Source organism: Mammaliicoccus sp. RAM2 (assembly GCF_045897195.1).
In the GTDB taxonomy this organism is placed as follows: domain Bacteria; phylum Bacillota; class Bacilli; order Staphylococcales; family Staphylococcaceae; genus Mammaliicoccus; species Mammaliicoccus sciuri.
On sequence record NZ_JBJNWI010000008.1, the window covers coordinates 23,862 to 50,149 of the forward strand.

General features: G+C 33.8%; 16 protein-coding genes and 1 pseudogene. 6 read left to right on the forward strand and 11 right to left on the reverse strand.

The features are described from left to right. Positions 1–29: 29 nt before the first annotated feature. Together ACJTHF_RS11795 and dcuS are read right to left on the reverse strand one after the other, a co-directional pair. Positions 30–743, reverse strand: coding sequence for a response regulator (locus ACJTHF_RS11795; RefSeq protein ID WP_048540430.1), 714 nt, complete (start codon positions 741–743; stop codon positions 30–32). After that, a complete protein-coding gene (dcuS, locus tag ACJTHF_RS11800; RefSeq protein ID WP_142391177.1) occupies positions 737–2,344 on the reverse strand; it encodes a DcuS/MalK family sensor histidine kinase in 1,608 nt (535 codons plus the stop codon). Before dcuS ends, ACJTHF_RS11795 begins: the two co-directional genes overlap by 7 nt. A 196-nt stretch (positions 2,345–2,540) precedes the next feature. Here dcuS and ACJTHF_RS11805 point away from each other — a divergent pair, with 196 nt between their 5' ends. Continuing rightward, the gene (locus tag ACJTHF_RS11805) at positions 2,541–2,933 is read left to right on the forward strand and encodes a (deoxy)nucleoside triphosphate pyrophosphohydrolase (RefSeq protein ID WP_232156958.1); all 393 of its coding nucleotides are present in this window, start codon (positions 2,541–2,543) and stop codon (positions 2,931–2,933) included. Positions 2,934–2,935: 2 nt separating this feature from the next. Then, on the forward strand, positions 2,936–5,818 hold the full coding sequence (locus ACJTHF_RS11810) for a DUF3427 domain-containing protein (protein ID WP_232156960.1): 2,883 nt from the start codon (positions 2,936–2,938) through the stop codon (positions 5,816–5,818). 41 nt (positions 5,819–5,859) lie between these two features. On the opposite strand, the gene ACJTHF_RS11815 is transcribed toward ACJTHF_RS11810, so the two are convergent. Continuing rightward, complete coding sequence (locus tag ACJTHF_RS11815) at positions 5,860–6,333, reverse strand: GNAT family N-acetyltransferase (RefSeq protein ID WP_153654131.1); 474 nt, start codon at positions 6,331–6,333, stop codon at positions 5,860–5,862. Positions 6,334–6,938: 605 nt separating this feature from the next. Between ACJTHF_RS11815 and ACJTHF_RS11820 the strand changes: the two genes are divergently transcribed. Then, entirely contained in the window at positions 6,939–7,046 is a 108-nt protein-coding gene (locus ACJTHF_RS11820) for a putative holin-like toxin (protein WP_370622765.1), read from the forward strand. 162 nt (positions 7,047–7,208) lie between these two features. Here the strand turns inward: ACJTHF_RS11820 and ACJTHF_RS11825 are convergent, their stop codons facing one another. The 3 genes from ACJTHF_RS11825 to ACJTHF_RS11835 form a co-directional block, all read right to left on the reverse strand. Then, positions 7,209–8,522, reverse strand: a complete 1,314-nt coding sequence (locus ACJTHF_RS11825) for a GntP family permease (RefSeq protein ID WP_078355338.1) — start codon at positions 8,520–8,522, stop codon at positions 7,209–7,211. A 34-nt stretch (positions 8,523–8,556) separates the two neighbouring features. Beyond that, positions 8,557–9,834 carry a histidinol dehydrogenase gene (gene hisD / locus ACJTHF_RS11830; protein ID WP_232156962.1) on the reverse strand — a complete coding sequence of 426 codons (1,278 nt, stop codon included), beginning with the start codon at positions 9,832–9,834 and terminating at the stop codon, positions 8,557–8,559. Between the two features lie 131 nt (positions 9,835–9,965). After that, entirely contained in the window at positions 9,966–10,955 is a 990-nt protein-coding gene (locus tag ACJTHF_RS11835) for a LacI family DNA-binding transcriptional regulator (protein WP_078355340.1), read from the reverse strand. Positions 10,956–11,519: 564 nt separating this feature from the next. Here ACJTHF_RS11835 and ACJTHF_RS11840 point away from each other — a divergent pair. Beyond that, complete coding sequence (locus tag ACJTHF_RS11840) at positions 11,520–11,930, forward strand: hypothetical protein (RefSeq protein WP_078355341.1); 411 nt, start codon at positions 11,520–11,522, stop codon at positions 11,928–11,930. 200 nt (positions 11,931–12,130) lie between these two features. Here the strand turns inward: ACJTHF_RS11840 and ACJTHF_RS11845 are convergent, their stop codons facing one another. From ACJTHF_RS11845 to ACJTHF_RS11865, 5 genes are all read right to left on the reverse strand, one after another. Next, complete coding sequence (locus tag ACJTHF_RS11845) at positions 12,131–13,948, reverse strand: solute:sodium symporter family transporter (RefSeq protein WP_106417662.1); 1,818 nt, start codon at positions 13,946–13,948, stop codon at positions 12,131–12,133. Positions 13,949–14,000: 52 nt separating this feature from the next. Then, positions 14,001–15,308 (reverse strand): LLM class flavin-dependent oxidoreductase, encoded by a 1,308-nt coding sequence (locus ACJTHF_RS11850; RefSeq protein WP_078355343.1) that lies wholly within the window; start codon positions 15,306–15,308, stop codon positions 14,001–14,003. 361 nt (positions 15,309–15,669) lie between these two features. After that, positions 15,670–16,989 (reverse strand): accessory Sec system glycosylation chaperone GtfB, encoded by a 1,320-nt coding sequence (gtfB, locus tag ACJTHF_RS11855; protein WP_119649942.1) that lies wholly within the window; start codon positions 16,987–16,989, stop codon positions 15,670–15,672. Beyond that, entirely contained in the window at positions 16,982–18,487 is a 1,506-nt protein-coding gene (gene gtfA / locus ACJTHF_RS11860; RefSeq protein ID WP_058591958.1) for an accessory Sec system glycosyltransferase GtfA, read from the reverse strand. The genes gtfB and gtfA overlap by 8 nt, the downstream gene beginning before the upstream one ends. A 144-nt stretch (positions 18,488–18,631) precedes the next feature. Continuing rightward, positions 18,632–23,698, reverse strand: coding sequence for a lectin-like domain-containing protein (locus tag ACJTHF_RS11865; RefSeq protein ID WP_407812622.1), 5,067 nt, complete (start codon positions 23,696–23,698; stop codon positions 18,632–18,634). A 324-nt stretch (positions 23,699–24,022) separates the two neighbouring features. On the opposite strand from ACJTHF_RS11865, the pseudogene ACJTHF_RS11870 reads away from it, so the two are divergent. Both ACJTHF_RS11870 and ACJTHF_RS11875 read left to right on the forward strand, forming a co-directional pair. Continuing rightward, positions 24,023–24,754, forward strand: a pseudogene (locus ACJTHF_RS11870) (amidohydrolase family protein). A gap of 369 nt (positions 24,755–25,123) precedes the next feature. Beyond that, positions 25,124–26,275, forward strand: coding sequence for an ArgE/DapE family deacylase (locus ACJTHF_RS11875; protein WP_078355348.1), 1,152 nt, complete (start codon positions 25,124–25,126; stop codon positions 26,273–26,275). Positions 26,276–26,288: the final 13 nt, after the last annotated feature.

Genomic DNA, 26,288 nt, shown 5'->3' on the forward strand with positions numbered 1-26,288 from the left:
CGAATCGTTTGGTTTTTTATTGAGATATATCATGACATATATCCTTGTAAATATTTTAAGTTGTCTTTGTTTAACTTATAGAAGTAGATCGGTCGGCCAATACCATATGTTAAAGACTCTTCCAGTACTTCAATATCTGTTAAGAATTTTAAATACTTTCTTACAGATACTCTTGAAATATTAACTGCTTTAGAAATATCATCTGTTGAAAATGCATGATCTTCAAAGTCATTCATCTTCTCAATGATGCTTTGTAACGTTTCTTTTGTGACACCTTTTGGTAATTTCAGTTCTGAATCATCTGTAACAACTTGTTTATTCAAGAACTCTGCATCAATATCTGCTTGTTTAATTTGATGATTACCTTTAAAGAAAGTCTGTCCTTGTTTGTATTTAAGTAAAGACTTCTTAAATCTTTCAAATTCAAATGGTTTAATTAAATAATCTACCGCGCCATATCTGAAGGCTGTCTGAATATCTTCAGCATCTGTAGCAGCTGTTATCAGTATCGCATCTACTTGATAACCTTGCTCTCTTACATATTTCAAAAAAGTTAATCCATTTTCTTCTGGCATGTATATATCTAACAATAATAAATCGATCGTCTTTGACTGAATGACTTCCATTGCTTCTGTTACATTCTGTGCAAAATCAACTAATGCTTCAGGATCTATTTTTTCTATAAATTGACGATTGATTTGCGCAACCATTGGATCATCTTCAACTATAAGTATATTTAACATTTATCTTCGCCCTTTTTCGGATAGTTTATAACAACTGAGAACTGTACATTTCCTGCTTCATGCGCATTAATTGATATTTGACCATCAAGCTTTTCAACACTTTGTTGAACAAGGTGCAAACCATATCCTCTATTCTCTCCTTTAGAAGAAAAGCCTTTTTCAAATATATGTTCATCTAGTTCATGATTGAGTCCTACACCTGAATCTATTACATCTATCATTAACTGATCCTGTTTATAGTTTAAGTGTACGTCAATTGTTTTCTTTTTAAGTGATGATGATACTAATGAGTCTATACTATTATCAATTAAATTACCGATAATTGTAATTACTTCATGTGTAACATGTGAATCTTTCGGTTCTGGTATCGTAGCATGATTAACTATAGAAAGCTTGATTTGTTGTTCGCGTGCCAGACTAAGCTTACCAATTAAGAAACCAGCTAACGCTGCATCTTTAACCTTCGATGTGATATCTCCACTTTCTTGACTACCAAGTTCTACAATTTCGCGTATGTACTGTTTTAAATCATCGTAATGTTCCATCTGCAACATACCAGAAATTACATGCAATCTATTACTAAATTCATGCGATTGAGCTCTTAACGTATCTGCATACGTCCGAACACCTACTAACTGCTCCGATAATTTATGCACTTCCGTCTTATCCCTAAACGTTGATATCGCACCCACTATGTCATGATTCACAATTAATGGTACTCTATTCACCAATATCTTCACGCCATTAATATCTTGTTCTTTATCAAGTTCAGGCTTTCCAAGCTCAACAATCTTAGGTAATTGCGTCGAAGCCATATAATCATTAATTGGCATACCTATAGGATCTCCTTTAAGACCTGCTTTCTTAAAAATATCCATTGCAGACTTATTAACCAAATTAATTTTGCCATCTTTATCAACTGCCACAATCCCTTCATGAACAGACTGTAACATCGTATTCCGTTCACCTAGAATTTTCGCGATATGTGAAGGTTCAAGTCCTAACAAAATACGCTTAATATAAATCGATAATAAATACGCGCCAATAGCACCTACAATTAAACCAATCACAGATCCAATCATAATTTTCTTATTACCATCTGCTAAAGCTTCATACACCGTCTGCATTGGCACACCAACCGATACCGCACCCACTTGTTTACCATCAGCATAAATAGGCGTGAAAGCACGCATCGTTAAACCAAGCGTCCCTTTTGCAATAGACGAACTAGCCTTACCATGTAAGACATCCCATTCATCGCCACCTTTAAAATGCTTACCAATCAATTTCTCATTCGGGTGAGATTTTCTAATTCCGTTCATATCCATCACAACAATAAAACTCACGTCCGTTGTTTTTTGAATCTTAGACGTATAATCTTGAATCTTACGATCATCACTATCATCAGCCAAAGACTGCTGCACAACCTCAGAACCAGCAATCGCCTTACCAATAACCTCCGCCTTCTCCTTCGTCGTACTATGAATCGTATCCTTAATCGTATTACTGATTAATAAACACGTAATTAATAAAGAAAATAGCACCACAATACAAACCACAATAATCACAAGCGTACTCAACTTTAATCTTTGCTTCTTCAAAACATAACCGCCTTTAGTAAACATTACAAATGTTATTAATTATTAAGAATATATCATATTCTTCGTTTTCATATAATAAATCACTGGAAATTATCTAAAGTTGAATTTTTATGGATCGTAATTTTACATTTTATTAACCTTGAGAACAATTTTTGATAAAATATAGACAAATATCATAATTTTTGGAGGTAATATTTTGAAAAAACAAATCGAAGTTGTAGGTGCAATTATCTTTAATGATGATAAAGTACTTTGTGCACAAAGAAATGAAAATATGAGTTTACCTCTTATGTGGGAATTCCCTGGCGGTAAAATAGAAAAAGATGAATCTGAAATAGAAGCTTTAAAACGAGAGATCAGTGAAGAAATGTTATGTGATCTTGAAGTTGATGATAAAGTTACTTCTACTTCTTATGAATATGACTTTGGAATTGTTAACCTTCATACATATAAATGTAAATTGAAAGAGAAAATGCCTACACTTACTGAACATAAAAGTATTCAATGGCTTGATGTTAAAGATCTTGAAACTTTAGAATGGGCACCGGCCGATATACCTGCTGTCAAAATCATTGTAGATGAGGTATAAATATGAACAATTTATTAGAAGACTTTAATCAGTCGCTACACAAAGGGTTTATAGATCGTACAATTTCACATAAAGGTAATTTCATGCCGAAATTATTGGTTAATAATAATGAAGAAAATGTACTTTCAACTATTATTAATGAACTGCATAAATGTAAGACATTCACGATTTCAGTCGCCTTTATCACAGAAGGTGGATTAGCAAGTTTAAAATCTCATCTATATGATTTAGGCAAAAAAGGTGTTCGAGGTAAAATTATTACTTCGAATTATTTAGGGTTCAACACGCCTAAAATGTATAAAGAATTATTAAAGCTTAAAAATGTAGATGTAAAATTAACTGGTGTTAGTGGATTTCACGCTAAAGGTTATGTATTTGACCATGAACATTATTCATCCATGATTGTCGGAAGCTCTAATTTAACTTCTAATGCTTTAAAAGTAAACTACGAACATAATATCTTACTTTCTACGCAAAAGAACGGCGATCTTGTTTATAATGTTAAGGCTCAATTTGATGAACTATGGCATAATAGTACGCCTCTTTCTGATGAATGGATTCAAGATTATGAGAAGACATATGATGCGCGTAATTTAAAAGAAGCATATCGTATTACTGAGCAACAAAATGAAATCCAAAGAAATATTGATGAAGCAGTTAGAATCGAACCTAACATTATGCAAAAAGAAGCTTTACACTCATTAGCTGAACTCAGAAAAGAGCATAAAGATAAAGCACTAATTATTTCAGCTACTGGTACAGGGAAAACAATTCTCTCTGCATTAGATGTGAGAAGTTACAACCCTAATCAATTTCTATTTATTGTTCATAATGAAGGTATTTTAAAAAGAGCTATTCAAGAATTTAAAAAAGTACTGCCATTAGCACAAGATGAGGACTTTGGCTTATTAACAGGGAAACAAAAGAATACTAACGCTAAATATTTATTTGCAACGATTCAAACATTATCAAAAGAAGATGTTTTTAGGCAGTTTGATGAAAAATACTTTGATTATATCGTTTACGATGAAGCGCATCGCTCTGCTGCCTTATCATATCAAAAGGTATTCAATTACTTTACACCTGATTTTGTACTTGGGATGACCGCAACACCTGAAAGAACCGATAATTTAAATATATTTGAAATGTTCGATTACAACATTGCTTATGAAATTAGATTACAAAAAGCGCTGGAAAGTGAAATACTCTGTCCCTTCCATTATTTTGGTGTCACAGACTATGTGCTTAATGGTCAATCTACAGATGATTACAGTAGTTTAGCGGATTTAACTTCTGATGAAAGAGTTAAACATATTCTAGAAAAGACACAATACTATGGTTATTCTGGTGATACGCTTAAAGGACTTATTTTCGTAAGTAGAAAAGATGAAGCATGGGAGCTCGCTAATAAATTAACTGCTCTTAACGTACCTTCACTTGCATTGACTGGTGAAGACAACATGGATAAACGACAAGAAGCAATCGAACAACTAAAATCAGGAGAAATCAATTACATTATTACCGTTAACTTATTTAACGAAGGTATTGATATCGCACCTGTAAATCAGATTGTCATGTTAAGAGAGACAGAATCAAGTATTATCTTTATTCAACAGCTTGGTAGAGGCTTGAGAAAAGCGGAAAACAAAGAATATTTAACGGTTATTGATTTCATAGGTAACTATAAGAAAAACTACCTCATTCCAGTCGCATTATCTGGTGATCAATCACAAAATAAAGATAATTATAGAAGATTTATAGCAGATAATACTGCATTAACAGGTGTTTCTACTATCAACTTTGAAGAAGTAGCTAAGAAACAAATATATGATTCACTGAAACAAGTCAACTTGAGTTCAGCAACTCACATTAAACAGGCTTTTAATGAAGTTGAACAAAGAATTGGTCGAACGCCATTATTAATGGATTTCATTAGACAGAATTCTATAGATCCTAGCGTGATATATTCTAGTGACAGTACTTATAATAACTATCATGAATTCCTAGTCAGATTCAAGAAAATTGAAGACACACTAACTAAAAATGAAAGTCTCAACTTAACGTTCTTGTCTCGAGAAATCGCACCAGGCTTAAAAAATGTTGATTATACAATTTTAGAAGCCATTATTAGAAGACCTCATAAAATACATGAGCTACTACCAATCGCACAACAAATTGATTCAAACGTTACAAACGATGACATTCAGACAACCTTGAAAATTTTAGACCATCGTTTCTTTAGCATTACAATAAACAAAACGTATGGTAACCCTATTATCAACATAATCGATGATGAAGTTAGACTGACTGATACATTTTCAGCAGCATTAGAAAAAACAGTATTCAAAACATACGTTGATGACATTATTGAATTAGCTAAATACAATAATATGGTACATCACGGTAGCCAAAATGGCCTACTACTATATAACAAATATACAAGAAAAGACTTCGTTAAATTACTAAACTGGAAATCTGATGAGTCCGGAACAATTAACGGCTATAAATTCGGAAATAATACTTTACCAATTTTCATTACATATCATAAACAAGATGATATCAGTGATAATACAAAGTACGAAGACGAATTCCTAAGCCCTGATGAACTCAAATGGTTTACAAGAAGTAATCGTACATTAAAATCAAAAGAAGTCCAAAAAATCTTAGCACATCAAGAAAATAATATAGACATGTATATCTTTGTAAAGAAAGAAGACGTGGCAGACGGAAAAGAATTTTATTACCTGGGAAAAGCCCACTACATTAAAGATTCAGCAGAACAAACAATCATGCCAAACGCTAAACAACAAAATATCGTCACAATGACATTATCTATGGAATCACCTGTAAAAGACGAAATATATAGATATATCATTGAGGCGTAGGGAAGAGTCTAGGACATCATTGTTCTAGACTTTTCAATTCTCTACAAATATTTCTCCAACACTATTTCATCTCGAATTGGAATCCCATTTTCTGCTAATAGTGGAATGGATGGTTTTTGCTTTCTTGCTTTTTCTACTGCATTTGATATGACTTTTATGATGCTATATCCTCTTTTTTGATAGAACTTCAAAGCATTTAAGTTATCATTTGTCGTTATGACTGAAATTTTTGTTATATCCTTTTCCTCAGATATTTCTTCTAACTTTTTCAACAATTGACTTCCTATTCCTACATTCTCTTTAAAACTATCCAATGAAATAATTTCTATTTGATCATTTCTTATTATATATGTAATCACACCAATTATTTCCGCTTCTTCGTATGCAACAAATCCTGGTAAATCTGATAATTGATAAGTTCCTGAAGAGACAACCATTTCATCATCTCCCCAGTTATCAATAAACAAATCGATGAGTACTTGTTTATTGATGTCATTAGTATGAACCACTTTCATTATTAATCACCCGCTTCTTGTACTTTAAACAAATTATATTAAATACTCTTTAATTTGTGCTATGAGCATTAAATTATTACAAAAAAATAACCATTCCCAACTATTAATCAAGTTTACAGAATGATTGATATTATCTTTATTTTAATATAAGCAAGTTCTAAAGATAGTGACTAATCTCTATTTCAAGGGTGATGCCTATGATGTTGGTTTTTGCTCCTTGAAAGTAGTAGAATGACTGATTATGAAATTCTAATGGTTGTCATATCAATCATTGGTTTAATATTAATTAGCAACATTCAAAAAAGTAACCATTCCAACTTTTGACGGAGTTCTGGAATGATTACTTATTATTGTTCTAAAAACTTCAGCCACCGTCTTTCGAACGGGCTAACTGGCCAACGTGTTAGTGTACGTCGCCATTTTATAGTTAAATTATACAATAATCCGCAATATTATGTCTATAACAACCAAAAATTATGTTACAAATACTGGTAATTTGGTATAATATAACAGAGCAAGTTGGATTGATGGTGGCTAATCTCAGTATAGAGTGAGGTGGTGCTTATGAAAGTATCTACAAAATCTTTAGAAAGGAGACGCCTTTTGTGATTCCAATTGTCGATGCAATTAAGCTGATGATAGATTTCGGTACTTTTATCGTAGTCTTAATTGGCTTAGTCATTACAATTGTGAAATTAAGCACAAAAAAGTAACCATCTCTAACTTTGACCAGTTAAATGGTTACTTTTTTTAATCGACTATGGTCACCGTCTTTCGAACGGGCTCATCGGGCAACGTGTTAGCGCACGTTGTCCTTTTTTCATTTACATAATATCATAATTTGGTATATTTTGTCTATTTCTATATACATTCAATTACATGCCTAAAGTGAATAATATAATGGCTATGATAACGGCTACGATTGGGACGAGTACGGTCATTGCGCCGAATGCTGGATATGCGTCTTTGTGTGTTTCTCCTGCTATAGATCTAATTGTAGTAACAGCATAACCACCGTGTGGTAAGGAATCTAAAGTTCCTGATGATAATGCTACTGTTCTATGCAATGCTTCTGTATCTACACCCATATCTATATAGTGTGGGGCGAGTATTGGTAACGCGATTGTTTGTCCACCTGAAGATGAACCTGTTAAACCTGCGATAACCATTACAGCGATCGCCCCAGTTATGAGTGGCGATCCATTTAAATGTGTCACATATTCTATCGCATCATTAAAGGCTGGTGTAATCTTAGCTACACTCCCAAAACCTACTACTGCTGATGTATTACCAAGTGCTATTAACGCACCTTCCGTTCCTTTTCCTACTGCTTTCCAAAAATCTCTGAAATAACTACGATTTAATAACCATGTTGCTATAATTCCGCTTGATAACGAAATAATGAGCGCTGATTGTTCAAGTACGTTATGTAGTAGAAAAGACACGATTAACACAACAATTAATGGAATCATACTTAAAAATGGATTTGGTAAATGGTTTCTTTTTTCAAATTGATCATTTTCTCTTTCAATAAATACCTCACCATTTCGTTTTGCTTTTTTAATCATATGCATGAGCCACAGATATCCAGCTATTAACATAAAGAGTGCTGTCACAAGGCTGACTTCCCATGCTGCATAGGGACTTGTGTGCAAGTAAGGAATAGGTATCCAATTTTGTATTTCAGGAGAACCGGCTGAAGTCATTGTAAATGTTGTAGATCCTAATGCTAAAGCGGCTGGAATAAACCTTCTTGGATAATTGGATTCTTTAAATAAACTAACAGCCATTGGATATACTGCAAATGCTACAACAAATAGACTTACCCCACCATATGTTAAGACGCCACATGCAAGGACGATTGCGAGTACGGCTCGTTTCATACCTATTTTACTAATAATCCAATGTGATACACTTTCAGCTGCACCACTATCTTCCATGACTTTACCGAATATGGCACCTGTTAAGAACATCAAATACCAAGAAGTTATAAACCCTGAAAAGCCCTCCATATATCCGGTTATAAAGTCAGTTTGTCCTTTTTCAGCAAATTGTGAAAAGACGGGTACGCCATTTAATAAAGCAACAAACAATGCTGATATTGGTGCAACAATTAACAAATTCATGCCCCGCATTACTAATATCGTCAGTAACACGAGTCCCCCGATAAGTCCTATTATCCCTAACATTGTAAAGCCTCCTTAATTAAGCATTCACTGTTGACTATTGATTACCATATTTTCTAACACGTAATAATGCTTGTTCTGCATGGCCTGCAAAGTTCTCTAACTGGCAAAGTCTTGCTGCATACTCACCAATCATTGCACTTTGTTCAGGATCGTCTATATGTTGGTATGTCACTGTTTTTAAGAATTTACCAACCCATAGGCCACCTGTATATTTCGCTGCTTGTTTCGTTGGTAAAGTATGGTTTGTACCGATGACTTTGTCACCATAAGCAACGTTTGTTTCTGGACCTAAGAATAATGCACCATAATTTTTCATATGTTCTAAATAATAACTTGGATCTTTCGTTAATATTTCAACATGTTCGAATGCTAATTTATTAGCTTCTTTAACTGCTTCTTGATCATCCTCAACAACAATCACTTGACCATAATTATTCCAAGATTCTCTGGCTACATCAGCTGTAGGTAAAGTTTCTAATTGTCTCTCAATTTCTTTCATCGCTTCTTTCGCAATTTCTTCAGAAGTAGAAATAATAGCACCTGGTGATGTTGGACCGTGTTCACCTTGCCCTAAAATATCTGTTGCAATCATTTCTGGCTCACTTGTTTCATCAGCAATGACTAGAGTTTCAGTCGGGCCAGCTAATAAATCTATACCTACGCGACCAAACACTTGGCGTTTCGTTTCAGCAACAAATGCATTACCTGGACCCACAATCATATCAACTGATTGAATCGTTTCTGTACCAATTGCCATGCTTCCCATAGCTTGAATGCCACCTAATATATAAATTTCATCAGCTCCTGCTTTATGCATAGCATAGACAGTTGTTTTTGGAATTTCTCCATTAATAGTAGGTGTACAAGCAATAACACGCTCTACACCTGCAACTTTAGCTGTTAAAATACTCATATGTGCCGATGCGATCATTGGATATCGACCACCAGGTATGTAACATCCTACACTTTCTACAGGTATATTTTTATGTCCTAAAAATACGCCCGGCATAACTTCAACATGAATATCTTTCATAGAGTCTCTTTGTGCTTCTGAGAATTTCTTAATATTATCTTGAGCAAATGCAATATCATGTTTAACGTCTTCAGGAATAGAGTCTACTATTTCTTCAATTTGTGCTTGAGATAATTTAAATTGTTCAGGATCCCATTTATCAAACTTAATCGATAAATCTCTTACTGCTTTATCACCTTGTTCTTCAATGTCTTTCAAAGTATTTGTAACAATTTGTTTCGTCTTTTCGTCACTTTCTTTTACGATTGCTTCAGCCATACCTTCTTTGATAAACTTCATTTGCAATTACCTCCTATATTTTTGCATACGTATTCAAAATGTAATATAAAAGAATACTTTTGAACATTTCAAAAGTATGAATACGTATGCAATTTGTGTTATAACAAGATTATGTTAAACGCTTACATTTGTCAAGTATGTACAGTTGTTTTTCGTTTAAGCAATTTTCCTTGAATATACTGATCTCGCTCAACCACGCTATTTGGATCTGTTAAAATATTTATGACACCATCAACCATTTCCTCAATAGGTTGCGACCAAGTTGAGAGATTATTGTTTGGCCAAGAAGCCATCTTAATATCATCAAATCCTATAACTTCAACGTCTTCTGGAACAGATAGACCATACGCTTTAATTGCATCTAAGGCGCCTAGTGCTGTAACATCATTTGCACCAAATAATGCATCTATCTTTTTCCCTGATTTTAAAAATTCATAAGTAAGATAATAAGCTTTTTCGTATGTATAATCACCATGAATAACATCTATTTCCATGTTCTTCTCGTCAAAATAACGTTTAAATCCAGTTAATCGCTCTTGGTTCGTAGAAGTGTTCAATAATCCTGAAATAAACACATTATGTTTGTGTCCTCTTTGATAGAAATAATCTGCAATATTCGTCGCAGCATTGATATTATCACACGTTACTGAATAACTATCTGAAGATTCATCTCTCCTATTAAATAAGATGACTGGAATTTGTGCTTTAGATAATTTATCAACTAAACCAGAAGACAAAATCGCATCTGTCACAATAATCGCTTCGACATTATATTCTAAAAATTGATTGATTTCTTCTTGCTGTATTTCTTCATTCTCTGAATTTACAAATAGCACTGAATAGCCAATTTCTTTTAATTTTTTCGTAAATATTGCAAGTGTTTCATGGTAGAAAGGATTCTGCACTGCTTTCATCGCAATACCTACTAGATTTGTCTTATTCATAATAAGCCCTCTCGCTAATGCATTCGGCTTATAATTCAATTCATTCGCAACGGCCATAACTTTTTTTCGTGCTTTTTCAGACACACTTGCACCAGGTGTAAATACTCTCGATACTGTTGATTGAGATACATTTGCTAATTTGGCTACTTGAGATGCTGAAACTCTTTGCCTACTCATAAAACCCCTCCTTAAATCTATTTCTTTTATTATACATAATGCACCTCATAACACCTAACGCTCTTTAAATCGCATAATTGCTAACAATAGGTACGATTGGCGTCAATAGAGGTATTCTGTTTATCATTATTCAACATTAGTAGCATTCATTTTAATTACTGTTATTTTAACATATGATGCCATTATCTTCTTTCGGCAGGTCTTGCAATATTCAGACCTTCAACATTGCTTGTCGCACCTCACTTGCAATATTCACACCTCCAATATTGCTTGTCGCACCTCACTTGCAATATTCAGACCTTCAACATTGCTTGTCGTACTCCACTTGCAATATTCACACCTCCAACATTGCTTGTCACTCCCCACTTGCAATATTCACACCTCCAACATTGCTTGTCACTCCCCACTTGCAATATTCACACCTCCAATATTGCTTGTCAGACACCACTTGCAATGTTCACACCTCCAACACCCCCCTTCTCTCCATACATTCTTGTTAGACCTTCCTTATATTTCTATTGTATAATTATGGTATTAATTTTCGCTCGGAGGTAATTTTCATCTGTGTCTAAAATGTATTTTTATGTAAAAGTTAAACGCTTGGATGGACGTGTTCTGAACTATCAATTACCTAATGATTTACAGGAAGCGATGCGTATATATCGAAAAGAAAATCCGAAGACTTGGACTAAGATGTTCAAACATGCTTTAATCAACATTCCTTTAGAACCATATAGCGCGAAGAATCGTTATCGACCATTAATTGGTGTCGGCTTAATTAAAAATGTATTCTATCTCAATAAACCAAAATCACTACGAACAAGGGGTCAGTTTCTTACATTTGATAATTGGACAAAGAAAGGTTGGAAACACTTTTGGAGAAGCTCTGCTTTTTTAAGACACGATCATAAATTGAAGTCTAAGATTAATATCATGTATCAATACTACCAATGGAAAAAATGGCATAAAAAATAAGCTAACTATATTCGCAGTATAGTTAGCTTACACTTATTAAGGTTCGTTTAGTATTCACAATCCACCTGTGAGCCTTTACTTATTAACCATCAGTCCTCTAACCAGAGCCTGATGGTTATTTATTTTGCTCCTAAATTTTAACACATTTTTCTGAACTTATACAAGTAAAATTACACTATATATTACCACACTATCTCTCATCATTTTATCGACTGTTCTAAGCTATTCGGTAAAACATTTCCTTGTTGTTCTATATTTAATTCTTCTTTGAGTTGTTTATTGTATTGCTGCTTTAGGGTTGATTCGTATTTATGTGACCATTGTTTTAGACTGACGTAATACAGAACGCCCACTACTATAACAAGTGCTACGACCATTGGCCAGAACAACGGTGAAACGATATTCTCCTGTGAGGCTAATCCTATTGGCGAGAATAATATGAATGTGAATATCATTGACCCAAATAAGACTACTGTCACTGGAATGGTGTATTTCCATGGTGTCATATCCACTTTAGGATTTGGTTTGAATTGATATGGTGTACTTAATGGCTTGATTGCTCCAATAACAATCATTAAAAGGACTTCAACGACAAACAATAATCCTTGTATGTAAATAAAATTTATCGTCATCTCATAATGGAAAAACATTGGCAAGCCCCATATGAGTAAATAGTAAACAATGACATGTGATATGATCACAATTTTAGGTCCGATAGCTGGAATTCTTTTAGAAAATATCCCTACCAGTACAATTGCGATGATAGGTATATTGAAAAATCCTGTAAACTGACGAATGATTGTCCATAAGCCTTGTGGTGCATTCATTAACATTGGTGAAATAAAGAATGTGATAAGCGCCAAGGTTACGCCAAACCATTGACTCACTCTGATCATTTGTCTATCAGTCGCTTCTTTATTGATGAGTACTTTATAAATATCATAAACAAACAATGTTGATGCACTATTGAGCAACGCATTAAAGCTTGAGAATACGGCACCTAATAGTACAGCTAGAAAGAAACCATTTAAAAATGTTGGAAAGACGTCTTTTGTTAAAGTTGGATAAGCTAAATCCATATTCTTTAATCCTGAACCGTATAAATGATATGCGATAACGCCTGGTATCATCATTAAGAATGGTACAAGAATTTTAAGAAATCCTGTAAATAACGCACCTTTTTGACCTTCTGCTAAACTTTTCGCACCGAGTGTTCTTTGAATCACATATTGATTCGTACCCCAGTAGAATAAATTAGCAAAAATCATACCTGTAAAAATCGAACCAAAGGGCACATCATCTTGTTGTGAACCGATTGAATTAAGCTTTTCTGGATGTTCTGTAGCGATTGTCTTCATGCCCGCTAACATACTGCCATCGCCAAGTGCAATAAATCCAAGTATCGGTACTAGTACCCCGACAATCAACAATCCGATACCATTTAATGTATCTGAAATGGCAATTGCTTTTAATCCACCAAGAACTGCATACAGCATTCCGATAATACCAATCACCCAAACGATAATCCAGATGGATTGTTCATACGTAATGTCAAACATATTCGGTATATCAAAAATTTGTATCACAGCTAAAGAGCCTGAATACAGTACTGAAGGAATGGTAATGAAACCATAACCCACCATAAATAACACGACAATTAATAATCTCGTTTGATGGTCGAAACGTGTATTTATAAATTCAGGAAGCGTCGTAAAAGCACCTCCTAAATATTTGGGTAATAGAATAGTCGCTAATATAATGACTGAAAATCCAGCAGTTACTTCCCATCCCATACTTGATAAGTTATGCTGATAACCTTGTCCGTTTAATCCTATTAATTGCTCGGCAGATAAATTAGTAAGGATTAAGGCACCTGCGATAAATCCGCCGGTTAATCCTCTGCCACCTAAGAAAAATCCGCCAGAACTATTTACTGTATTTTTCGTCTTATAGTAAGAATACCAAGCGACAATACCGATAAAGAATGCACATGAAACAAGTGTAAAAGCTACATACATATTGATGACCACCTCTTCAGAAGAATAACAGCTTTAACTGTTTTAATCGTTCTTAATTATGTTGCTTAGCATAACTTAATCCAATTTTTTCTCGTAATGTTCCTTCGCTATAATCTTCTTGCACTAACCCTCTATCTTGTAATATTGGAACCACTTTATCTACAAATAATTGGAATTGTGTAGGATTGAGTGGTGCCATAATATTAAAGCCATCTGCGGCACCTTTCGTAAACCATTCCTCCATTCTATCTGCAACATCTTCAGGAGTCCCAACGATAATATGATGCCCTCTTGCACCAGCTACATGTTTCATAACATCTTCAAGTGTAGAATGATGTTTCTTAGCTGTTTCTTTAATCAAATCAACACGACTTTGAATATTGTTTCCTTGATCGATTTCAATATCCTCAAACGGTGTATTTAATTCATACCCACTTAAATCTGTATCACCTAAATAAGAAGATAATAATTCTAATCCCATTTCTTTAGGAATCAAATCTTGTAATTCGTTATAATTTTTTTCTGCCGCTTCTCTCGTTTCACCAATAAACGGAAATATTCCTGGCATAATTACAACGTCTTGGTGATCGCCTCTTTTTTCTTTAACTTTACTTTTTAAATTTTCAGCAAAACGAACCGCAGCATCCACATCATTTTGAGCGGTAAACACGACTTCTGCATACTTAGCAGCAAAATCAATACCTTTCTTAGAAGAACCTGCTTGCACAAGTAAAGGGTGACCTTGAGGCGGTTGTTCAATATTTAACGGACCTTTCACGCTATAAAATCGTCCTTTATAATCAATCGTCTTAGGTTGATAATTAGGCAATAATCTACCCTCATCATGTAACTTTTCAGGATTCACATCTTCCCATGAATGCCATAACTGTTTAGAAACTTCTACAAATTCATCCGCTTGCTCATATCTTAAATCATGATCCACATTATTTGTTCCATTAAAATTTGATGCAGTCGCATTAATTCCAGAAGTAACAATGTTCCAACCAGCTCTACCATTACTATAATGATCTAAAGAAGCAAAGATTCTTGCTAAATTGAACGGTTCAGAATATGTCGTTGAACCCGTTACAATAAGACCCAAATGCTTCGTTTCTCTAGCTACAATAGACATAAGTGATAAAGGTTCGAAAAATGAAAACATATCAGGATGTGTCTTCTTATCAACATATAAACTGTCTGATACAAACAAGAAATCAAACTTAGCCTTTTCCAAAATCTTCGCCTGTTCAATTGTCTTCTCTAAATTCATACCACCCTTTTTAATAGACTCAGGATGTCTACTACTCGCAACATGATGTCCAAAACCTGTTAAAAAATATCCTAATTTCATTCTTTTCATCTTTGTCCCCTCCAATAATTTATTATTCCGATTGGATTAATAAGAAATATCTTACCATTGTCTATTTATAGAGTCAATTTACAATTTTCAAAAAATTATTTTTAAAAATAAAAAGACCTACCAACATCAATTATTGGTAGGTCTAGATAAATTCAATTTATATAAAAAGTCGAAAAGTTATTTTTTCTTCTTTTTCTCTTCCATAATAGCAAGAATAATAAAGCCAACAATGAATACAGGGATGAATGCAGCAATAAACATCATTTGAAACACCTCTTATCTTAATATTCTTTATATCATACTTATCATACCAAGAAATAAGATAAGGTCATAGTAAAGGAGTATGCTTTATAGGCGTATATTATTCAAACAGCGCTTCAAATGCTTGTGCTTGTAATGAACTTGCATGCTTCAATTGACTTTCTCGTTTAACATCAGCTAATGTAGGTTCCGCTTCTATCTCTTTTAGTGCATGGATTAATTGATCTTTATGTTCTAACGAGAATTGATTTTCTTTAGCAATATAATCCGCATTATGCACTGTCTCTTTATATCCTAAAATCAATAACTGGTGCTCAAATGCTACTTTAATAGCATCCAGAATTTCATTACCTTTGTTAATATCTAAATAAATGTCGCATGTTTCATATAAAGTATGAATTTTCTCTTTAGTTGCTACAGGATGTAGCGTGATATTATGATATTTATTAAGTTGTAGTAACTTTTGAGACATCTCAGTAATAGCAACAATATGAAATTGATATTGCGGATGAGCTTTAACGATATCTTCAATATGTGGAATCTGATCAGAGTTCGTTAATGTAAGCACATTGCGCGCTTCTTTATGATTATTTTTAAACTCGTATACATAACCTGCTTTCGCAATTCTACTTTGATGTTCAGATTCTATAAGTTCACGTACTTTATCATATTCCTCATTATTTGGTATTAAAATTTTACTACCTCTCATCTTATCAGCTAACATAAGCTTCATATTTCCCGGTAAATCATCTTTCATTTGTTCTTGCCAATACAAATAGTCGTGTCCTTCTACTTTTAAGTCATGAAGGACTGCGAATGGTATAGATAGAGAATTAATTAAAAAGCTTTCTAACGGCATTTCGCTCATCTTTAAATAGAATATGACAAACTGAACTTTTGATTGAAAGATATATTCTTTATCTTTCCATTTCAACATAATATCATTCGTTACGAAATTCTCACTTATAATTTCTTCATTTCGATCGTTGAACCATCGTTTAATAATACGTCTTTGATTATCATCAACCATTAATTGCGCATACTTTAAACCTTTATTATTATAATAGTCAATGACTTGAGTTCTACCTTGTTTGTTCAACCATTCAATTCGCTCAACTATTCTAAGACCGTAGTTCTTCTTATATATAATTCTACCTTTTACTTCGCCCATATTTTTAATTTCTGCTGAATTATTATTACCTTCAATTTCCCAAAATCTTGGCAATGGCACTTGGTTAAAGAATAAAGGTTTTGAAGCATGATTATCATTATTAGCGAAAAATTGATAAGGTGTTATGACATTTGAAGGTAAGAATCCATCTTCTTCAATTACAATGGTTTGTACATTCATCTTTGCGTTCTCAAATGTTTTATAAAGTCGTTGTGTTCTTATATCGAAAGATTCAAATAGATTAATCATGTAGCACCTCTTCAATTAAGTGAAACCACTTTTGTTTAATATTGTCAGTCTTGTATTGTTCAGCAAGTTCATAAGATTTCTCATGAAATGATGAAGTATCATTTTTGAAAAATTGAATAACCGCTTCGGCTAAATTGTCGACGATTTCTTGTTCTGATTGGTGACTTTTATCGATAGGAATTAAATATCCATTTTCATTATGACCAATAAATGTTGTGTTTCCATAATCGACATCAAATCCTATCATACCTAAACCAGAGCCGATAGCTTCCATCAACGTTAAACCGAAACCTTCACTTGTTGAACCTGCGAAAAACAATTCATAATTAGCATATACATCTTGTAACTTCACATGTCCTAAAAGCTTGATATAGTGATTCGCTTCATTTTCTTCGATTAATTTTTGAAGCATGTTTCTTTCAGCGCCTTCTCCGTATATATCAAATATCAAATCAGGAATAGATTGTTTTGCTTTGACGACAGCTTTCACTAACCAATCTATATGTTTTTCATTGGCTAATCTTGATGCTGTTATGACTGAATAAGGTTTTCTATTATCTGGCTTAATCACATCATGAATACTACCAACAGGCACTGTATATATCTTTGGTAGATTTCCGTAATATTGATTAAATTGATGACTCAGAACTGCTTTTTGTCGATCTGTTGCTGCAATATAAAAATCCACTTCATTTACATGAGAAAATACATATTCATAATAATTATTCCATAGTATATAGTCATCATTCGTGAAATTCGAACTATAATGTTCTGCATGAATGACCACGCCTAACTTAGAATCGCCTTTATTTTGAATAACAGGTTGTCCCATACCTTTGGATCGGTCAACAATCACAATATCCTTTGATGTTAAATGCAAGCATTTCATAAAATAAGCAACAAATTCTTGTTTAGAATATAAAATTCGATCCTTAAACATGTATAAATGACCGTTATTATTTAAATACTCATTATAAGCAATAGAACCATCTTCATTATAAAATTGTCTCATATAAACTTTCGCTCTATTCTCATGTGGCGCATAATATTCCGAGAATGTTCTTGTATAAGTATAGAAGTCTTTTCTAATTAATTTCCCACGAGAAACAAACTCAGCTCTATCCACATATGGCTTGCCTTGTTCCTTCAAATAACAAACAACATACGTTTGATTCACTTCACTAAATAATTTAATCGTTTTTTTCTGTTCTTCTCGACGCGTTATTTTCATATCAAGCGTATCAATTAAATCTTCCACTGTATAAGAAGTAGGTGCAATTTTAATATCCGTAAAATATTGGTATAACCAAATAATCTCATCGTCATAATATCCCATGTGACTTGTTAAAGTTTGAATATTCTCATGTGTTAATAAATCTAAAAACACAAATTTCAAACTTTCCTTTTGGTCACGAAGCATCTTAGCTCTATAAAATTGGGCATATTCGATACCACTGCTCGCCCAACCAATACTATAATTAATATTATATATTGTCATAAAAAGTCCCTTCTTTACAAATTAGCATTATTATAAAATATACAAAATAACCAACATTTCCCAATTCTCTTTTTAAATTATTATATAGTATTTATATTAAATAAAACAAGCTAAGAGAGAAATCCCTTAGCCTGTAATTTAAAATTACTGATTATCATGGTTATTTTTACGGCGACTTCTAAGTAACAAAGCACCACCGAAAGCTGCAAGCAAGCCACTCATTAAACCAGAATTTTGCTTACTTTCACCTGTATCAGGTAACTTTTCATCATCAGAAGATTGATCATCATTATGATCCATGATTTCACTAGAATCTAAAACCTCTTCAATATTATTATTTAATGTATTTATTTCATAATTATCATCTTGAACTATATTGTTCATATTTGTACCAACTGTATTTGTCGGCTCATCTGAAATCATAGCGTCACTTTCAATTATTGAGTCACTCATGCTTTCTGATGTGCTTTCACTTGTTGAATCACTTGTACTCTCTGAAGTACTATCGCTCGTTGATTCACTTGTGCTTTCTGAACTACTTTCGCTCGTTGACTCGCTCATGCTCTCTGATGTGCTGTCACTTGTTGAATCACTCGTGCTTTCTGAACTACTTTCGCTCGTTGACTCGCTCATGCTCTCTGATGTGCTGTCACTTGTTGAATCACTCGTGCTTAACGATTCGCTTTCACTTAATGACTCACTCGTGCTTAACGATTCGCTTTCACTTAATGACTCACTCGTGCTTAATGATTCACTTGTACTTAATGATTCGCTTGTACTCAACGATTCACTTGTACTTAATGATTCACTCGTGCTTAATGATTCGCTTTCGCTTAATGACTCACTCGTGCTTAATGATTCACTTGTACTTAATGACTCACTCGTACTTAATGATTCGCTTGTACTCAATGACTCACTAGTACTCAATGATTCACTTGTACTTAATGATTCACTCGTGCTTAACGATTCGCTTTCACTTAATGATTCACTCGTACTTAATGATTCACTTGTACTTAATGATTCGCTCGTGCTCAATGACTCACTCGTGCTTAATGATTCACTCGTACTTAACGACTCACTTGTGCTTAATGATTCGCTTTCACTTAATGATTCGCTTGTACTCAACGATTCACTTGTACTTAATGATTCACTCGTACTTAATGATTCACTTGTACTTAATGATTCGCTTGTACTCAATGATTCGCTCGTGCTCAATGACTCACTCGTGCTTAATGATTCACTCGTACTTAACGACTCACTTGTGCTTAATGATTCACTTGTACTCAATGATTCGCTTGTACTCAATGATTCGCTCGTGCTCAATGACTCACTCGTACTTAATGATTCACTCGTACTTAGTGATTCGCTGGTACTTAACGACTCACTTGTGCTTAATGATTCGCTTGTACTCAATGATTCGCTCGTGCTCAATGACTCACTCGTGCTTAATGACTCACTCGTGCTTAATGATTCACTCGTACTTAACGACTCACTTGTGCTTAATGATTCACTTGTACTTAATGATTCACTCGTACTTAACGACTCACTTGTGCTTAATGATTCACTTGTACTTAATGATTCGCTTGTACTTAATGATTCGCTCGTACTTAATGATTCACTCGTACTTAATGACTCACTCGTGCTTAACGATTCACTTTCACTTAATGACTCACTCGTGCTTAATGATTCACTTGTGCTCAATGACTCACTCGTGCTTAACGATTCACTCGTGCTCAATGATTCACTCGTGCTTAACGATTCACTCGTGCTCAATGATTCACTCGTGCTCAATGATTCACTCGTGCTCAATGATTCACTCGTGCTTAACGATTCACTTTCACTTAATGATTCACTTGTGCTTAATGATTCGCTGGTACTTAACGACTCACTTGTGCTTAGTGATTCGCTTGTACTTAATGATTCGCTGGTACTTAATGATTCGCTGGTACTTAACGACTCACTTGTACTCAATGATTCACTCGTGCTTAACGATTCGCTTTCACTTAATGACTCACTCGTGCTTAATGATTCACTTGTACTTAATGATTCACTTTCACTTAATGATTCACTTGTACTTAATGATTCGCTTGTACTCAACGATTCACTTTCACTTAATGACTCACTCGTGCTTAGTGATTCGCTCGTGCTCAATGACTCACTCGTGCTTAATGACTCACTCGTGCTTAATGATTCACTCGTGCTTAACGATTCACTTGTACTTAATGATTCACTTTCGCTTAATGATTCGCTCGTGCTCAATGACTCACTCGTGCTCAATGATTCACTCGTGCTTAACGATTCACTTGTACTTAATGATTCACTTTCGCTTAATGATTCGCTTGTACTTAACGATTTGCTTGTACTTAACGATTCACTTTCACTTAATGATTCACTTGTACTTAATGATTCGCTTGTACTCAATGATTCGCTCGTGCTCAATGATTCACTCGTACTTAACGACTCACTTGTGCTTAATGATTCGCTTTCACTTAATGATTCGCTTGTACTCAATGATTCGCTCGTACTTAATGATTCACTCGTACTTAGTGATTCGCTTGTACTTAACGACTCACTTGTGCTTAATGATTCGCTTGTACTCAATGATTCGCTCGTGCTCAATGACTCACTCGTGCTTAATGACTCACTCGTGCTTAATGATTCACTCGTGCTTAATGATTCACTCGTACTTAACGACTCACTTGTGCTTAATGATTCACTTGTACTTAATGATTCGCTGGTACTTAATGATTCGCTTGTACTCAATGATTCGCTCGTGCTCAATGATTCACTCGTACTTAACGACTCACTTGTGCTTAATGATTCGCTTTCACTTAATGATTCGCTTGTACTCAATGATTCGCTCGTACTTAATGATTCACTCGTACTTAGTGATTCGCTTGTACTTAACGACTCACTTGTGCTTAATGATTCGCTTGTACTCAATGATTCGCTCGTGCTCAATGACTCACTCGTGCTTAATGATTCGCTCGTACTTAATGATTCGCTTGTACTTAACGATTCACTTGTACTTAACGATTCACTTTCACTTAATGACTCACTCGTACTCAATGATTCACTTGTACTCAATGATTCACTCGTACTTAACGATTCACTTGTACTTAATGATTCGCTTGTATTATCTTCATATATATATATTATAGTATTATCTTGCCTAGTAAATATACCACTTGGTTGCCCATTTACCTGTTTATATTTATAAGAACCAATTTGATCTGGATGAGAGGTTGTATAATTTTCTCCAACTTTACCTATTGTTTTACTTGATGGTTGCAACTCATTTCCATTTTCATCTACATACTTCACAATAATTTGACCAGTTGCCTTTTTATAAATATAAGTGACTAATTGTTTTTCACGTTCATATTTACCAGTTGAATTACCGTCAACCTTATAAAAGTCAAAATCACCAATTGTATTTGGATGAGTACTAGCATAATTAGTACCAACCTTATCTTCAGATAAAATAGGCTGTTGTATCTCATTACCGTCTTCATCTACATATTTGACAACCAATTGACCCTTGGCTTTAACAAAATAGTAAACAATATTTTGTCCTTTCGTTGTATAAGTAACGGTATCAGTTTGGAAATTAAAATTACTGGAATCAGAAGCTTGTACATTTACGAAATCGTATCCTTTATTGTACAAATTAGTTTTATTATTATCAATTTTACTTGTTTCTTTAATATTACCTTGGTATTCTTGTCCCGGAATAATTTCTAGTCCTGTATCTTTGTCTACATATTTAACATTTGAAATGCCTTTAGCAACATAATCAAATTGATTAATTTGAAACTCTTGTTTGTTAGTATAATAACCCGTTGAACCTGAGAAAGATAGTGTATAACTCTCATTTGGATCTATATATAAACCCATATTTTTAGAAAAAATGTGAGTACCTAAACTATCTGTATAAGTTATTTTCACAATTTGGCTATCACCGTCATATTCAATTGTAATATCATTAAAATTATTATTTATTGGACCCCCAATAAATTGTATTGAATTTTCATCAGTAACAGCCGCATTTTGTGAATTAGTATATACAAAAGCCCCCATGGTTTTATTTTTATTATTAGAAAATGATACAGGATCTTTTACAAATGTTGTTTCTCCCGATTCGTTGTACCATGTATCTAACTTGAATCCAAATGCTTTAGACAGTCCACCGATACCAAGTCCTCCACCATATGAACCAATATCGTTAATTGAGTTTGGATGAAATGCTATACCAATTCCATCGGCACCACCTTGTGTCGCATTCTTATTGCCCAAATTAATTTTCCCTTTAAGAGTAAAACTTTGAGACATATCTATCTTACTATTCAATGAAAAGCTTCCTTTTTTACTTCTAGCATCAGTAGTTAAAGTGATTTTTCCCGTATTTTTATCATATGTCGCGTCCCCGTTTAACTTGAAATAATCTGTAAAATTATCTTTTGTAACTGTTGATTTATTAGTACCCGATGTTATTGCAGCAGATGTACTAGCAACTTTCATACTTTGCGTATTCGCTTTAACACTTGCAACCTTTTTATTAGTCTTAGTTTCTTTCACTTCAGGTTGAGTTGTCTTGCTTACTTGAGTGTTTGTTTCTGACTTTTCTGGTTGTGTTGCTTCAGAACCTTTTTGTTCTTTACTTACCGTTGTTTCTAGTTGTTTTTGTTTAGTTTCTTGTACTTCTTGTTTATTACTTACTTGAGATGAATTTTGTTGTTCATTTACCTGTTTAGTATCTGTAACTGTTTTGTTTGATTCAGTTCCCTTTGGTTCTGACACTTCAATTTCTTCATTAGGTGCCTCTTGTTGTTCTTGTTCTTTTGGTGCTTCCTGTTTTTGATTTACATCTGTCGTTTCTATTTCTTTAGTAGCATCCGTTTCAACTTGTTGCGATTCTTCTACTACCGGTTCTTGCACTTCAGATTTTTGTGTTTCTGATACTTCTTTTGTTTCTGCTTGTTCTGTATCTTGCGTTGTCTGTTCATTTCCCTGTTTTGTTCTCGTTGCTTCTTCTTGGCTACTTTCTTGTTGCTCTGTTCCTTTAATTGTCATTTGACTTTCGTTTGTAAGTTTAGCTGCTTCTACTTCTCCATTGCTAGAGATTAAAAATATCGCCCCGATTGCAACTGAACCAATTCCTACTTTGAACTTTCTAATAGAAAATTTAAGATCCCGTTTTATTTTTTTCATCTTTCTCTTCCCTTCACTTTTAAAAAATATTCTGTTGTTAGTTATTATTTACTCAAGTTTACATATTATACTATTTATACCTAACTAATGGTAGTTATTTTTAAAAAAATTTTAAAATATTTTTAAAAATGTTATTATTACTAGTTTTGCCAAACTTATTTTCATTTATCTTTTATTGATATATTAATCCTTTTTACAAATTTAAATTTTGTTAATGACAATTATTATGTTTTTCTATAACGTTTCCAAATGACTTACCATAATGAATAGGTATTATTAAACTTTTTTTGGTATAGTATAGTGATTTTAAAAGGAGGATTATTGATGAAGATTTTTGATGCGCATTTTCATATTATTGACTTTAATTATGAAGTAAAACAGAATAACGGCTAAATGCCGCCGAGTTATCTAACTAAGGATTATCAAGAAGAAACACAAGATATGAATATAGCTGGTGGTGCAATTGTATCCGGTTCTTTTCAAGGGTTTGATCAACAATATTTACTTAAAGCACTGAGTGATTTAGGTTCTGATTTCTGTGGTGTGACCCAATTACCTTATAGTGTTTCAGATGAAGAAATTGTTTCTTTAAATGACAAAGGCGTTCGTGCTTTAAGATTTAATGTTAAACGTAGTGGTTCAGAGAACTTAGCACATTTGAGTGATTTTGCGAAACGTGTATATGACTTAGTAGGATGGCACAGTGACCTGTATATTGATTCTATGCATTTACCAGACATTGAAGAAACTATATTATCTTTACCGGCTGTATCCATTGATCACCTCGGTCTGTCTAAGGAAGGTCTTCCATACCTTTTAAGATTAGTCGACAAAGGCGTTCATGTGAAAGCAACTGGTTTCAGTAGAGTTGACTTAAATGTACAAGATGCATTGAAAGAAATTTATCAAGCAAATCCAGATGCACTTATGTTTGGTACAGATTTACCATCAACACGTGCACCTAAACGCTTTACTTCTGAAGACATTCAACTCGTTCAAGATACTTTTGATGAAACTGCAGCTAATAAAATATTTTATCAAAATGCGAAAGAATGATATCGGAAGTAGTATGATGTTGATAGTAATAATTCGGAGTAAATGGAATGTTAAATTTAAGAAGGATGTGAGTTTATTATTCCTTTAACTCACATCTTGACCAATCTCTTGGCTTTATTCGGGACTTAAGCCATGACTTGGGCTTTCTCTTGGCTTTACTCATCACTTAAGACAAGACTTGGGCTTTCTCTTAGCTTTATTCGGGACTTAAGCCACGACTTTCGCAATCTCGTGGCTTTATTCAAACATTAAGCCATGACTTTCACACCACATATCTACATCTCCCCAATGTGTTTAATTTCAAAGTACAAGATTTCAGCTATATAATAGTAATTGAGATAAAAACTATATAGAAATGGAGTTTTGGTTATGAGTATATTTACTGATCAAGAGAAAGTAGACATTTTAGGAGATATAGTAAGTATTCAATCTGTTAATGATAATGAAATTGAAGTATGTGAGTACTTACAGAAATTATTAGCAGACCATAACATCGAGTCCGAAATCATTAAAATTAGTGAAACGCGTGCAAATCTAGTTGCTGAAATTGGTGAAGATGGTCCTATTTTAGGTGTTTCTGGGCATATGGATGTCGTTTCTGCTGGTGATGAAAGTAAATGGACATATGATCCATTTAAACTAACTGAAGTAGATGGTCAGTTATTTGGCCGTGGCTCTGCTGATATGAAGTCTGGATTAGCTGCGCTTGTTATCAGTATGATAGACATACATGATCAAGGTTTACTAAAGCATGGTAGAATCCGTTTACTTGCAACGGCTGGTGAAGAAATCGCTGGTGAAGGTGCTAAAGCATTTCACGACAAAGGCTATATGGATTATGTTGAAGCACTCGTTATTGCGGAACCCTCCCAAGATAGAATTATATATGCACATAAAGGCTCAATGGATATTCGCATCACTTCTCGAGGAAAAGCATCTCATAGCTCAATGCCACATCTTGGATTTAATGCCATTTCACCGCTTGTAAAATTTATATATAAAGCAGATGAAGGCTTTACGAAATTCAATCAAACAAATAAACTACTTGGCAAACCAATCATGAATGCAACTATCTTCAATGGTGGTAACCAAGTTAACTCTATCCCTGAACATGCAGAGTCGGAATTCAATATTCGTACGATTCCAGAACATGATAATGATCAGTTCATTTCATATTTTAATGAAATTTTAAAACAAATAGAAACCGATAAGACAGATATTGAAATTGATGCGTACATGTCTAGACCACCCGTTTACACAACTGGCCAAAATTCATTAATCGAGTTAGCTGTGAAAATGGGCGAAAAACATTTAAACACTACACTTCCAACTGAAGCATCACCAGGTGTTACAGATGCATCTGATTTATTAGTTTCTAAAGATGAGAACTTCTCATTTATTATGTATGGCCCTGGTACAGTAGACCAAGCGCATCAAGTAGATGAACATGTATCTAAAGATGCCTACCTTAAATTTATTGATTTATATACAGAATTCTTCCCTAAATACTTAGAAAAGTAATTCATTATAACCG